11 protein-coding genes are annotated in these 13,257 nt (G+C 59.2%); 9 read left to right on the top strand and 2 right to left on the bottom strand.

Going from position 1 to position 13,257, the window contains the following annotated elements; translation table 11 throughout:
* The first annotated feature begins 85 nt into the window (after positions 1 to 85).
* Positions 86 to 1,849: an acyl-CoA dehydrogenase family protein gene (locus ACN0RV_RS10290; protein WP_417347516.1), complete on the top strand. Its 1,764-nt coding sequence runs from the start codon at positions 86 to 88 to the stop codon at positions 1,847 to 1,849.
* A gap of 84 nt (positions 1,850 to 1,933) precedes the next feature.
* On the opposite strand, the gene ACN0RV_RS10285 is transcribed toward ACN0RV_RS10290, so the two are convergent.
* Positions 1,934 to 3,229 carry a hypothetical protein gene (locus ACN0RV_RS10285; protein ID WP_417347515.1) on the bottom strand — a complete coding sequence of 432 codons (1,296 nt, stop codon included), beginning with the start codon at positions 3,227 to 3,229 and terminating at the stop codon, positions 1,934 to 1,936.
* A 160-nt stretch (positions 3,230 to 3,389) separates the two neighbouring features.
* On the opposite strand from ACN0RV_RS10285, the gene ACN0RV_RS10280 reads away from it, so the two are divergent.
* The 3 genes from ACN0RV_RS10280 (at position 3,390) to ACN0RV_RS10270 (ending at position 6,490) form a co-directional block, all read left to right on the top strand.
* Positions 3,390 to 3,482: a YnhF family membrane protein gene (locus ACN0RV_RS10280; RefSeq protein WP_417347514.1), complete on the top strand. Its 93-nt coding sequence runs from the start codon at positions 3,390 to 3,392 to the stop codon at positions 3,480 to 3,482.
* A 253-nt stretch (positions 3,483 to 3,735) separates the two neighbouring features.
* Complete coding sequence (pssA, locus tag ACN0RV_RS10275) at positions 3,736 to 5,076, top strand: CDP-diacylglycerol--serine O-phosphatidyltransferase (protein WP_417347554.1); 1,341 nt, start codon at positions 3,736 to 3,738, stop codon at positions 5,074 to 5,076.
* A gap of 220 nt (positions 5,077 to 5,296) precedes the next feature.
* A complete protein-coding gene (locus ACN0RV_RS10270) occupies positions 5,297 to 6,490 on the top strand; it encodes an amino acid aminotransferase (RefSeq protein ID WP_417347553.1) in 1,194 nt (397 codons plus the stop codon).
* 19 nt (positions 6,491 to 6,509) lie between these two features.
* Here ACN0RV_RS10270 and ACN0RV_RS10265 read toward each other — a convergent pair whose 3' ends face one another.
* The gene (locus tag ACN0RV_RS10265; protein WP_417347513.1) at positions 6,510 to 7,424 is read right to left on the bottom strand and encodes a glycosyltransferase family 2 protein; all 915 of its coding nucleotides are present in this window, start codon (positions 7,422 to 7,424) and stop codon (positions 6,510 to 6,512) included.
* A 253-nt stretch (positions 7,425 to 7,677) separates the two neighbouring features.
* Here ACN0RV_RS10265 and ACN0RV_RS10260 point away from each other — a divergent pair, with 253 nt between their 5' ends.
* Genes ACN0RV_RS10260 through ACN0RV_RS10240 form a run of 5 tightly spaced genes read left to right on the top strand, consistent with a single transcriptional unit; the run spans position 7,678 to position 13,252 of the window.
* Complete coding sequence (locus ACN0RV_RS10260) at positions 7,678 to 8,823, top strand: glycosyltransferase (RefSeq protein WP_417347512.1); 1,146 nt, start codon at positions 7,678 to 7,680, stop codon at positions 8,821 to 8,823.
* Positions 8,823 to 10,172, top strand: a complete 1,350-nt coding sequence (locus tag ACN0RV_RS10255; RefSeq protein ID WP_417347511.1) for a lipopolysaccharide biosynthesis protein — start codon at positions 8,823 to 8,825, stop codon at positions 10,170 to 10,172. The genes ACN0RV_RS10260 and ACN0RV_RS10255 overlap by 1 nt, the downstream gene beginning before the upstream one ends.
* A complete protein-coding gene (locus tag ACN0RV_RS10250; protein ID WP_417347510.1) occupies positions 10,169 to 11,524 on the top strand; it encodes an O-antigen ligase family protein in 1,356 nt (451 codons plus the stop codon). The genes ACN0RV_RS10255 and ACN0RV_RS10250 overlap by 4 nt, the downstream gene beginning before the upstream one ends.
* Positions 11,502 to 12,170: an acyltransferase gene (locus ACN0RV_RS10245; RefSeq protein ID WP_417347509.1), complete on the top strand. Its 669-nt coding sequence runs from the start codon at positions 11,502 to 11,504 to the stop codon at positions 12,168 to 12,170. Before ACN0RV_RS10250 ends, ACN0RV_RS10245 begins: the two co-directional genes overlap by 23 nt.
* Positions 12,167 to 13,252, top strand: a complete 1,086-nt coding sequence (locus ACN0RV_RS10240) for a glycosyltransferase (protein WP_417347508.1) — start codon at positions 12,167 to 12,169, stop codon at positions 13,250 to 13,252. Before ACN0RV_RS10245 ends, ACN0RV_RS10240 begins: the two co-directional genes overlap by 4 nt.
* Positions 13,253 to 13,257 lie beyond the last annotated feature (5 nt).

Raw genomic sequence — 13,257 nt, 5'->3', positions numbered from 1 at the left:
CGAATTACCTTGATCTCCCCGCCATTATCTCTGAAACTAAACGGGTGTTTTAAATTTGTGTTTAATACCCAGTCAGGAAGAAGAGATGCAATACAACGCCCCCCTTACCGAGATGCAGTTTCTGCTCAAGGATGTGTTTAAGGCGTCTGAGGTGTGGCAGTCCGTGCCCGCCTTGAGCGATGCCATCGATATGGATACCGCTGCCGCCATCCTGGAGGAAGGGGCAAAGATCACTCAAAACCTGATTGCGCCGCTCAACCGTGACGGTGATGAAGAGGGCGTGCGCTTCGAACAGGGCATGGTTTACACCCCAAAAGGCTACAAGGAGGCCTACCAGACCTACGCCGAGTCTGGCTGGGTGGGTTTGTCCGGAGAGCCTGAGTATGGCGGCATGGGCATGCCCAAGATGCTGGGCGTCCTGTTCGATGAGATGGTTTACTCCGCCTCCAACGCCTTTGCACTGTACGGCTCACTGACCGCCGGCGCCGCTCTGTGTATCGCGGCTCACGGCGATGAGGCGCTGAAGCAGACCTATCTGCCCAAACTCTACTCTGGGGAGTGGAGCGGTGCCATGGACATGACCGAGCCACAGTCTGGTTCGGATCTGAGCCAGCTGCGCACCAAGGCGGTGTCTCAGGAGGATGGTAGCTACCTGCTGACCGGTTCCAAGATCTTTATTACCGGCGGCGACCACGATCTGACTGAAAACGTGGTACACCTGGTGCTTGCCAAACTGCCCGATGCTCCAGGTGGCAGTCGCGGCATCTCCCTGTTCCTGGTGCCCAAGTTCAAGGTGAACCAGGACGGCAGCGTCGGCGAAGCCAATGGCGTTACCTGTGGTGCGGTAGAGCACAAGATGGGCATCAAGGCCTCGGCTACCTGTGTCATCAACTTCGACAATGCCCAAGGCTACTTGGTGGGCCGGGTGAACCGCGGCCTGATCGCCATGTTCACCATGATGAATTATGAGCGCCTCTCCATCGGCATCCAGGGACTGGGTTGTGGTGAAGCGGCCTATCAGCTGGCGGCCGATTACGCCCGTGAACGCAAGCAAGGCAAAGGCAGTGGCCGCGGATTGGGCGGCGAAGCCGATCCTATCGTAGTTCATGGCGACGTACGCCGGATGCTGCTGGACATCGCCTCGGTAACCGAAGCGGGCCGTGCCCTGTCGGTGTACACCGGCATGCAGCTGGATCTGGCCAAGCATGGTGAGGGTGAAGTTAAGAAGCAGGCTTCGACCCAGGTTGCGCTGCTGACGCCGCTGGCAAAAGCCTTCTTTACCGACAAGGGGCTGGAGTCCACCATCGCTGCGCAGCAGGTGTTTGGTGGCCACGGTTACATCCGGGAATGGGGCGTAGAGCAGTTGGTGCGCGACGCGCGTATCGCTCAGATCTACGAAGGCACCAACGGCATCCAGGCTCTGGATCTTCTGGGTCGTAAGGTGCTGGGTGACAAGGGCCAGGCCCTGTCCGAGCTCAAGCGTCAGGCGGAGCAGGAACTGGAAGGCCTCGGCGCCCAGTGGTTTGGCTATCGCACTCAGCTGCTGGGACTGTTCGACGCACTGCTGGAGAAGGCCGCCGAACTGGTCAACAGCAGCACCCGCAACGATGCGGTCAACAGCGCCGCCACCGATTACCTGCACGCCACAGGCTATGCCATCTATGGCTGGATGTGGCTGAAGATGATCAAGGCGGCGGAAGAGGGTGAGATGGAGGAGTCCTTCGTTGCCCGTAAGGGGATGCTGGCCCGCTACTATTTTGAGCGTCAGCTGCCTCGGGCCGATTATCATCTGCGGGTGATCCATCAGGATCCCGAAGTGATCATGTCCATGCCTAACGACTGGTTCTGATTCAGTTTCTTGTAAAAACGGCGCCCGGGTGGCGCCGTTTTTTATGGCTTAAGCAAAAACCAAGGGCGCCTGCTTGCAGCCAGCCTAAGAGCCCAGCTGAAGGGGGCTGGAGGCCGCCTGAGGCTGCCAGATGGTGGCATGGCTGGCATCAAGTACCTCATCGATGTCACTGTCCCAACTGGTAATAAGCCGGATGCGCAGGTTGTGGTTGATGGGCAGGGCCTCCAGTGGCGGATTCTGTTTCAGTCGGGCATCCACTTTGGCAGCGATGGCGGTCAGTTGGTTTCTGGGCACCTCGCCATGGTGGTCGAAACAGGCGGTCAGCACCACCAGCTGATCACCCAGGCGGCTGACGAAGTCCTCCTTACGCACCACATTTCGTAACTGCTCCGCGCCCCAGCTTAATAATCTGGAGAGGTGATCCTCGCCGATGGGATCCTCTCCCAGGCTGACGAAGTCGACAAACAGTAAGGCGGCGACCTCCTCTTTGCGCTGCAGCCTGGCCAACTCCTGCTCAAGACGGCCAGCCAGCTGCTGAGGCTGCTCCTCCTCGGCAAACAGTGCGTCGGGCAGGGGCGGGGCCACGTTCAGCAGAAAACCCTCGGGCAGACCATGGATGGAGATCACCAGCGCTTCCCTCTGACCATTGCCCAAGGTGCAGATCTGCTGAAGGTGGACAGGCTGTTGACGACTGATGGCCAGGTTGGCGCCACTGACCTGGGGAAACAGCCGATTGATGGGCTGATGGATCATAGCGTTGAGGGGACTGCCCAGCAGGTGACTGAGGCCGGGCGAGGCCCACTCCAGCCGCTGCTGTTCGTCGACAAAGGCCAGGGCGAGGGAGGGGTGCTGGGTGATCTTCTGCAGCCTGACCAGCTCACGATGCTCAGCCTTCTGGCGGATCTCTGCGGCCAGTCGGCGTGCCGAGGTGGCCATCAATGTCTTGGGCAGGCTGTGCTCCTCCACAAGGTTGTTGTGCAGGGCGATCAGGTGATACTGACGATGATCCTGAGTGTCGCTGAGCCTTTGCGCCAGATAGCTTCTGACCGGCAACTGCTGCAGCAGACCCCAGTGGGTAAATCGCCGCATATTGTTGCTGAATACCATGAAGTCGGCATGTTCACCCGAGGGGTAGAGCAGCCGGCAGGGGGCATCTTCAAGGGGGTAACTGAACCCGGCCTTGGGGCTGCCAGCTTCACTGATGGCCAGCAGGTAGACCTGGTTGTCGACAATTTCAGCCAGAGCGACCCAGGGCCAACCCTGGAGCCGGTACAGGCTTAAGCCAATGTGATGAAGCAAGGCTTCGCCTTCGGCAGGCTGAGCCAACCGACGCCAGGCTTCTATCTCCTTTACCTTGTCGTGCAGGAGCTGATTGTCCATCTGCACCCCCGTCCCAATGATCCCTGGGTAATGTCCTAGTATGGTTATTCAACCTCTTGATACCATAAATATTGGCCTCCACATAGCCCCTTCAGCTTGATTCCTTTCGATCCTCTTGCCAATAATGAAACTGAACTCATGAACAAAAAGGAGAGAGACCATGAGTCAGGAGATGAAGTTTGCTCTCATCACCTCGGCAGCTATTTTGGGGGGAATTCTCGCCCTTGGATTGGTGGCCATTACCTACGCCTGAATCGGATGCCGGGTGACGTCCCACCCCAAAGTGGGTCCTGGCATAGCTCAAAATCCGTTTTTTCTGTTCAGTAAATCAACATTTAGGCTTCTGTTGAAACCTCTCCTCTTGCCCGTCAATCAAGGGTTTGCTTTACTACTTGGCTAAATCGGACCTGCGTTTATCCCGATCGGCACCCAGTCACCCACCGGGTGCACGACAATCAGGGATACGCCTATGACCCATGCTATGGAGTACCGTCATTACCATGAAGATGGCGCCCTCACAGACCCCCGCCTGGCTTCTCGAGTTGCCCGGCACGGCGATCAGTGCTGACAATCTCGAGATCCTGCTGGATACCGCCAGTTTTAAGAGTCGACTGCTGGAAGGGATACGAACGGCCAAGACACGCATCTATCTGGCTGCCCTCTATCTTCAGAACGACGAAGCGGGCAGGGAGGTACTGAATGCGTTGTACGAGGCCAAACAGGCGAATCCTGAACTGGATGTTCACGTGCTGGTGGACTTCCACCGCTCTCGCCGTGGCCTGATTGGTAAAGGGCCCCAGGTAGGCAATGACCAGTTCTATCGCGATACGGCGGCTCGTTATACTCACCAAATTGAGATTCACGGTGTTCCAGTGAAGAACCGTGAGTGGATGGGCGTGCTGCACCTCAAGGGCTTCGTCATCGACGATACCGTCTACTACAGCGGCGCCAGCATCAACAACGTCTACCTGCATCAGCAGGAGAAGTACCGCTATGACCGATATCACCTGATCCACAGCCAGCCTCTGGCCGACAGCATGGTGAACTACATCAGAGATAACCTGATCGCCAGCAGTGCGGTGATCTCTCTGCTTTCGCCGCCACTGCCTACTCTCAAGCAGATCAAGAGCTCGGTACGCCAGTTGCGCCTGCGCCTGGCCCGTGCCCGTTATCAGGTTGACGGTCAGCAGAGTGACGGGGCGATGATTTACCCCCTGTCCGGCCTCGGTCGGACGGAAAACCTGCTGAACAAAACCATTGAGCGATTGCTGAGCGAAGCCAGAGAGCGGGTGTTTATCTGCACCCCCTACTTCAATTTGCCCAGGTCACTGATGGCGGCCATCTCCAAGCTGATAAAGCGTGGGGTTAAGGTGGACCTGGTCGTCGGCGACAAGACCGCCAATGACTTCTACATTCCGCCAGGCCAGCCGTTCAGTCCTGTGGGCGCTTTGCCCTATCTGTATGAGCAGAATCTGCGGCGTTTTGCCAAGCGTCATCGCCGGGCGATTGAAGCCGGATTGCTCAACCTTCGCCTGTGGCTGGACGAAGGCAACAGCTACCACCTCAAGGGGATGCAGATTGACGATGATTACTATCTGCTCACCGGCAACAACCTGAACCCCAGAGCCTGGGCGTTGGATCTGGAGAACGGCCTGCTGATCCAGGACCCCAAGGGAGAGCTTACCGACGCCTTTACCCATGAGCGGGAGGCGATCCTGACCCACACCAAACGCCTGAACAGCTATGATGCCCTCGAGAGCCTGGACCATTACCCGGACCCGGTGAAGAAGCTGTTGAAGCGGTTGCGCCGGGTCAGAGCGGACCTGCTGCTCAAGCGGATTCTCTGACTCTTCTGCAGCAGCCAGATGCAGCTGCATAAATAGTCAGTGACGCTCCACAGAGCCTGATCTCCTCCGACCAGAGATGGTCAGGATTTCAAAAAGTTATAGATAACCCATCAAATCCGTTTGATGGGTTGTTTTTTTGGCCCTTCGGCGGTGACGATGGTGCCAAAAATGCAGGTAAGGTGATATAACTTAGGCCACCACTCACCCTCGAAGAAGCTGCATAATGTTTGAGAACATCCCCCAAGCCCCTGCCGACCCCATTCTTGGCCTGAACGAGGCCTTTAAAACCGATCCCAGACCCAATAAGGTGAATCTTGGCGTCGGTGTGTACAAGGACGCTGAAGGTCAGACTCCCGTCCTGAAATGCGTTAAGAAAGCGGAAGCCAGGCTGCTTGAGCAGCAGAAAACCAAGAGTTACCTCTCCATCGATGGTCTGCCTGAGTATGCCGCTGCGGTTCAGGCCCTGCTGTTTGGTGCCCAGAGCGCCATCATCAGCGGTCAACGGGCGCGCACCGCACAGGCTCCAGGAGGCACCGGAGCCCTGAGGGTGGCGGCGGATTTTGCCAAGAACAACCTGGAAGCGCGCAAGGTGTGGATCAGCAACCCCAGCTGGGCCAACCACGCACAGATCTTTGAAGCGGTTGGCTTCGAAGTCGCTCATTACCGCTATTATGACGCCGAGTCCAAGAGCCTGGACTTCGATGGCATGAAGGCGGATCTGCAAGGGATCGATGCTGGCGATCTGGTGATCCTGCACGGTTGTTGTCACAACCCCAGTGGCATCGACCCCACAGAGGCTCAGTGGGCTGAGCTGGCGGACGTGGCCAAGGCGCGCGGCTGGCTGCCGCTGTTCGATTTCGCCTATCAGGGTTTTGCCACTGACGTGGAAGAGGATGCGACCGGTCTGCGCCTGTTTGCCGACCGCCTGCCCGAACTGCTGGTGGCCAGCAGCTTCTCCAAGAACTTCGGCCTCTACAATGAGCGTACCGGCGCCTTTACCCTGGTGGCCTGCGACAGCGATGAGGCCAACCGCGCCTTTTCTCAGGTCAAGAAGGTGATTCGAGCCAACTATTCCAACCCGCCAGCACACGGTGCCATGGTGGTGGCCACCATCCTGGCGGATGAAGAGCTCAAGGGGCTGTGGCTGGAGGAGCTGGCTCAGATGCGTCAGCGCATCAAGGAGATGCGCACTGACTTTGTGGCTCGCCTGAAGCAGGCGGGCGTGGCAGGCGATTTCAGCTTCATCGAGCAGCAGAACGGCATGTTCAGCTTCTCCGGTCTGAACCCAGATCAGGTGGCGGCGCTGAAGGAGGAGTATGCCATCTACATCGTCCGTTCAGGCCGCATCAACGTGGCCGGCATGACCGAGGCAAACATCCAATATCTGGTGGACGCCATCGCCGCAGTGCTCTAACCCCAGGTTAGACCTTCTATCAGGGCCGACTGCTGACCATCTGGATCATCAGTCGGCCTGCTCGTTTTACCCCCCTCTTGTCGTACCGGTTCCAAAGCGCCTTGAGCTGATAGATCAGCGCCCGACCAAACTTCCGCTGCTCCTGATACCACTCTGCGTAGCCCAGGTTGATCCTTGCTACGGCGCTGTGGATGGCTGCGGGGTGTTTGCCAAAATCGGTCTGGTGTCGCTTCAGGATCTCCGCCATGGCGTTAAGTCGTTTGAGTCTGGCCATGGACATGGATCCCGGCCGCATCAGGTAGTCACAGTGACAATCGGGCAGGGCGATGGTGGGGTATGCCTTGGCGATCTTCAGCCAGAGTTCCCAATCCGATGCTGACGCCAACCGGGTGTCAAACCCTCCCACCGCTTCGATGGCTTGACGCCTTGCCATTACCGTGGAGGTGCCCACCACGTTTTCTGCCAGCAACTGTTGCGGGGTGACGTAGTTGGGCAGGACCGGCGTGTAGAGTCGAAAGTCGGGCCAGAAGCTGAAGCAGTCGATGATGGCCTCGCCATCGGGTCTGATGTGCATGTAGTTGGTGAAGCACATCGAGGCCTTCGGCCGATTTGCCAACGCTTGCCACTGATGCCTCAGCTTGTCCGGGCGCCAGGTGTCATCGGCATCCAGGAAGGCCACCCAGTCGCACTGGGTCAGGGCGATGGCCGCGTTCCGGGCGGCGGAGCAGCCCACCCCCTCCAGGCGAATGCTGTGCAATCTGGGGTGGATCATCTTTTGCCGCTGAAGCCACTCAGTGGTGCCATCATCTGAGCCATCGTCTACCACCCATACCTCTCTGGCTGGTAACGATTGTTTCCAAACCGAAGCCAGGGCATGGGGTAAAAAATTCAGACAGTTATGACTGGGTATTACGACACAGATACTGGGTTCCATTTGCAACTCCTGTGGATGGTGGTGCCACTGACTTTGCAGGATGGATGCCACAGAGATTAACCACCTGAATTATGGAGATAAAAACTGACCTCCGTTGTCTAGTTCGCTTTCTTGGCCGGATTCGGAAGGGCTTTTTGCAGAATGCAATGAACCCGGAGGTATCTTAGTAAAACATCGTTAAATCAATATGATAAATATTGGCCCGCTTCTTGTTTGTGTTTGGCTACTGTCCACACACCGCCTGGAGCGGACCATGAAAAGCATCGCCTACGTCATTCCCAGCTTTCCCGTGTTATCGGAAACCTTCGTGGTCAATGAGATGACCGCCATGGCTGAGCTGGGGCACAGGATCCTGCCCATCGCTCTGGAAACCTGCCCCCAGGTGGACAATGATTTGCATCGCCACTGGATGCGCCACCTGGTCACCCCCTGGAGCACCGACTCGCTTTCTTTGATGTCGGTGCTGGTCAAGGCACCTCTCAAGCCAAAACTGTGGCAGTTTCTCGCCAAACAACAGGGTTTCAGCATGCGGAGTTTGTTGCTGTTGGGGGCGCGTATCGCTGCTCAGGCAAAAGGTTGTGATCATATCCATGCTCATTTCGCCCAGCACAGTGCCGCTGCCGCCATAGTTGCAGCCCGGCTTTTGGGTGTGACCGTCTCCTTTGTGGGTCATGGCGCCGATGTCTATCGGGCTCCTGCGGACCTGGAACTGAAGCTTCGCCACAGTGATCTCTCCATAGCCGTGTGCCGGGAGATGCGTGAGATGTTCTCTCCGCACTGTAACGGCATCACTGCCCTGGTGCCTTGCGGTATCGATACCCGGAAGTTCGGCTGCCTTCAGCTTGGCAAGCAGCGCAAGCGCTTGCTGTTCGTGGGACGGCTGGTGGAGAAGAAGGGCCTGGATACCCTGTTGATGGCCATGGCACTGATTGGCGATCCGGATCTGGAGCTGGATGTGGTCGGGGAGGGCCCCCTCAAGGCGCAGTGGCAGGCTCTGGCCAGGGCCATGGGGCTGACCGGGGTGCGATTCCTGGGGGCGCGCCCACAGAGCTGGCTGGCCAGTGAAGGCGGTCACTATCTGGCGATGGTGGCGCCTTACCGGGTCGCTAAAGATGGCGACAGGGATACCGGTCCGCTCATCTGTAAGGAGGCGATGGCCATGGGGCTGCCAGTAATCGCATCCAGTCTGATGGGGCTTAAGGAGTTGGTTTCATCCCGCACCGGGTTTCGGGTGCGTCCCGATGATCCTCAGGCACTGAAACGGGCGATTCGAAGTCTTATGAACCTGTCGGAAGGTCGGCGCCTGAAACTGGGGCTGAAGGGGCGTGAGCGGGTCAGGCGTCACTATGAACTGAGACTGCAGGCACGCCGGCTCTCCTCCCTGGTTGAGGCGCTGTGATGCTGGGGCGCGCCGTTGGCCATTACGCCATTGCCGGCATCAGCCAGAAGGCTGTGGGGCTGGTGCTGATTCCCATCACCGCCCACTTTCTTGGGGCCCAGGGGTATGGCCAGCTGGCGCTGCTGGTGGCCCTGGCCAATCTTGGGAGCATAGTGGCGGCTCTGGGCCTGCCCGAGTACATGCAGCGCTATGCCTATCGCCGTGCCAACTGCCATCAGGGCGCCGTTGTGGGAGCGCGCTGGGCCATGATCCTACTGTTGTTTTCCCCGTTGCTGGCCTGGGCCCTGACCACTTTAATGCCCGGCAACCTGCATTGGAGCTGGGTGCAGTGGCTGCTGGTGAACCTGTCCCTGGGTGCCCTGATGGGCTTGCGTCTGGTCCTGTTGAGGGTGGCCAATCGATCAGGCCGCTATCTGGCCCTGGTCGCCTTACATTCAGGCTGTCACCTGACTCTGACTCTGTTCGCCCTTGGCGCTGATTTGGGGCCAGGTGGCATGATGGCCGCCGGTGCTCTGGCGACCATCCTCGCCCTGGGAGTGGAGGCGGGCAGCTTCTGGTGCCGCCTGGTGTTGCGACCCCTACGCCGGGTAGGCCCCATTCTGGCCTACAGCCTGCCCCTGGCGTTGTCACTGGCGGCCACCTTCGTCCTCAACGGGTACGAACGCCCCTGGTTGGCGCAAGTGCTCTCCCTCGAAGAGCTGGGGGCCTATGCGCTCATTGGTCAGCTGAGCCTGTTGCCTGCCTATGCCATGGAGCCCTTTATGCTCTGGTGGGGTCCCAAGCGGCACGTGCTGGCCAGTCAGAAGGGGTTCGATGAGATTGCCCGCCGGGTGGATCTGGCCTGTGTGGCGCTGATGTTGATGATAGCCCTGGCCGCCCTGGTTTTGCCCTCCCTGGTTAGGCTCCTGTTTGAACCTCAATTTCACTGGGCCATCGAGTTCCTGCCCTGGTTGTTGGCTGCGACGCTGTTCCGTCAGTTATCCGCGATGATGAACCTGGGGTTGTACCACCGAAGTACGGGTAATCTACCACTGTGTCTGAATCTGGTGCTGGTGGTGCCAGCGCTGGCGCTGATCCCCTTTGTGATTCAGCCCTGGGGCGCCCAGGGGTTGGTTTGGCTGCTTGCGGGACTGATGGTCGCCAAGTTTTTGATGACCCTGCTCATTAGCCAGTACCTCTTGAACCTGCCTTACGCCTACCCCTGGTTGTTGGTGACTCTGTTGCCCCTTATGGCCGGGCTGATGGTGTCCCCCTTGTGGTTGGGGCTGGCAGTGTCCCTTTGCCTGTTGATTCTTATCCGGCGACCCAGAGGCCAGGGGGTACTCGCCTTTATGGGAGGGGTAAAATGAACCGTGCCCTTCTCGCCCTGGCCTGCGCCGTTCCCCTGTCTCTGCTGGCCGTGGCGGAACCGCTGATTCTGGCACTGGGCTGGGCTGCGGCCTTCGGGATGCTGGTGATGGCCCGCGTCCCGGTGATCTTCTGCCTGGCCTTTGTATTGCTGTCTACCTTCCGCCTTCATGAGCTGGACCCCAGGCTGGTGTCACTTCGGCTGCCTCAACTGTTGGCGATGGCCTCCCTTGGGGTGCTGATCTGGCAGTTGGTGGTGGTTAAGTCCGCCAAAATGCAGCTGTACTCGGAGGCCTGGTTTCTGCTCGGACTGTTTGCGGTGACCACCGCCGGTATGCTGTTGGCGACCAACTTTGGTCTGGCCTTCGGCTACTGGAGCGGAAACTGGGTCAAGGTGGTAGTGATGTGCCTGGCGATCTCCTGGCTGCTGAAGGATCGCAGACAGCTGGCTATGGCCGGATGGCTGATCATCGCCTCGGGCGCCCTGGTGGCCTCAATGGCGCTGTACAACAGCGCTCACGGGTTGGAGGTGGTCGAGGGCACCCGGGTCACCATTGGCCGCAGTTGGGGCTCCATGCTGGGGGATCCCAATGATCTGGCCCTGGTTTTGCTGCTGCCCATGAGCTTTGCCCTTAACCGTGCGCTGGCACCCTTACCGGGTCGGTGGCCGGCAATCCTTACCCTGACGGCTCTGGTGTTTGCGCTGTTGGCTACCCAGAGCCGTGGTGGCCTGCTGGGGCTTTGCGCCATCACCGGCTGCAGCATGCTGCTTCGTTATCGCCTGCCCAGGTGGGTCTGGTTACTGGCTCCTTTGGCGCTGGTGGTGTTGATGAGCCTGGCTGGCATCAGTGAGCGCCAGAGCGGGGGGGCGGCAGAGAGCGGCATTGATGAGTCTGCCATGGGGAGACTCTATGCCTGGCAGGCGGCCATCTCCATGGGGTTGTCGCACCCGCTGTTTGGTGTGGGTCTGGATAACTTCTACTCCAACTATTTTTTTCACTCTCCCCATTGGGACGGCCGTAACCACGCGGTGCACAGCAGCTGGTTTCAGGTGCTGGCAGAGGCCGGGATCCTGGGGCTACTGCTGTTTGTCGGCTTTGTGTTGGGGCTGATACAACGCGCCCGGCGTCTTCGCCGGGCGCTGGCAGAAGGGGAGGACGCGGATGCCCTCAGCTGGGCTTCGGCGCTCTACTCAGGGCTTATCGGTTTTGCCGTCAGTGCCACCTTTCTCACCCAGGCCTTTACCTGGCCGCTGTATGTCATGGCGGCCCTGGTGTGGGCCGGCTGTCGAATCTACCTGAGCGTTCCTGAACCTTTCCAAGGAGGAAACCATGTTTCTTACCCCTGCGCTTAAACAAAAACTGCGCCCCTGGTATCACAGACTCCGGGGCATTCAGATGCCACCCCTGACCCTGGTCTACCGCCCCCTTGGCTGGCTGCTGGCCATGGCGGGCACCATATGTAGCGAAATGGGGCGTATCATGCTGTGGACCCCACTGTTCAGAGCCAAAATCAGGGGCGGAGAGGGGGTGTTTCTCTACTCGGGTCAACCGCAGATACTGGGCCCTGTCACGGTTGAGCTGGGAAGGGGATGTCGGGTCAGCGGTGTTTCCACCCTGTGTGGCCGTCCCGGTTCGACCCTGAGAGTGGGAGATAACGTGGACATCGGCTGGCAGAACACCATCGCCTGCGGTACCCACGTGGTTCTTGGGGACAACGTTAGGTTGGCGCCCAGGGTCTTACTGGCAGGCTATCCGGGGCATCCTCTGGAGGCGGAAGCCCGGGCGGCCGGGGAGGCGGAGCGTCCGGAGCAGGCGAGGGCCATAGTGCTGGAGCGGGATGTCTGGCTGGGTACAGGGGTCATGGTGATGGCTGGCGTGACCATTGGCCGTGGCACCGTGGTGGCAGCTGGCGCCGTCGTGACTCGAGACCTACCGGAGGGGGTGTTGGCCGGGGGCAATCCTGCACGGGTCATTCGTCAGCTGCAGGAGGCATCATGAAACTAAAGATGCTGATATTTGGCGAGGACTGGGGGCGCCACCCCTCCAGCAGCCAACATCTGGCTCTGGCCATCCGTGACCAGGTGGAGATCACCTGGGTCAACTCCATTGGGCTGCGCCAGCCGGGAATGAGTGACCTGGGGCGCTTGCTGAAAAAAGGGGTGGCTACAGGTCGCCAGAAGGGGGAGAGGGCGCCATTTACTGTGGTAGCGCCCAAGTTGTGGCCTCTGGCTACGCACCCCTGGTTACAAACCCTCAACCGCTCTCTGCTTAAGGCTCAGCTGTCGGAACTGGGTCCGTTTGACTACGTCTGGTGTGCCCTGCCCAGTGCCGTTGAGTACCTGGACCTGTTTCCGGGCAGTCAGGTGATCTACTACTGCGGGGATGACTTTGATGCGTTGTCCGGCGTCGATCATGAAAAAGTCGCGCCGCTGGAGCGACGACTGCTGAATAAAGCCCATCTGGTGTGCTGTGCCTCCGAGGCTCTGCAGCAGAAACTGGGCTGTAAGACCTGCCATGTGCTGCCCCATGGGGTGGACCTGACCCATTTTTCCCACCCCCGGCCGCGCCCTTTGGACCTGCCTGACGGGCCGGTATTGGGGTTCTATGGGGCCCTGGCCCCCTGGCTGGATTACCCACTGCTGGCAGATCTGGCGGATCGGATGCCAGAGTGCAACCTGGTGCTCATCGGTCCTAATCTGGCGTGTCCTGAGGCCTTGCTAGAGAAAACGAACGTTCATTGGCTGGGGCCCAGGTGTCACGATCAGCTCGCAGCCTACGCACAGCACTTCGATGTTGCCCTGCTGCCTTTCAGGGACTGCCCCCAGATCACAGCCTGCAATCCCTTGAAGATGAGAGAGTACCTGGCTGCAGGATGCAGCGTGGTCTCCACCCGGTTTGACGCCGCCATCGAGCAGGCTGGTGTGGATGTGACCTCTGGCCGGGAGGCGTTTATGGAACAGGTGCTGAAGCGGCTTAATCATCCGGCCTCGCGCCTGGATCAGCGCAGGTCGGTTGTTGGGCAGGGGTGGAAAGATCGTGGCAATCAGCTTTTGCGACTGTTGCAGTTTGCAAGCGCATGACAGGC

The sequence above is a fragment of the Ferrimonas sp. genome (assembly GCF_048263965.1).
Taxonomy (GTDB): domain Bacteria; phylum Pseudomonadota; class Gammaproteobacteria; order Enterobacterales; family Shewanellaceae; genus Ferrimonas.
Note: the sequence above shows the minus strand (reverse complement) of the source record. Positions and strands in the feature narration are given on the sequence as shown.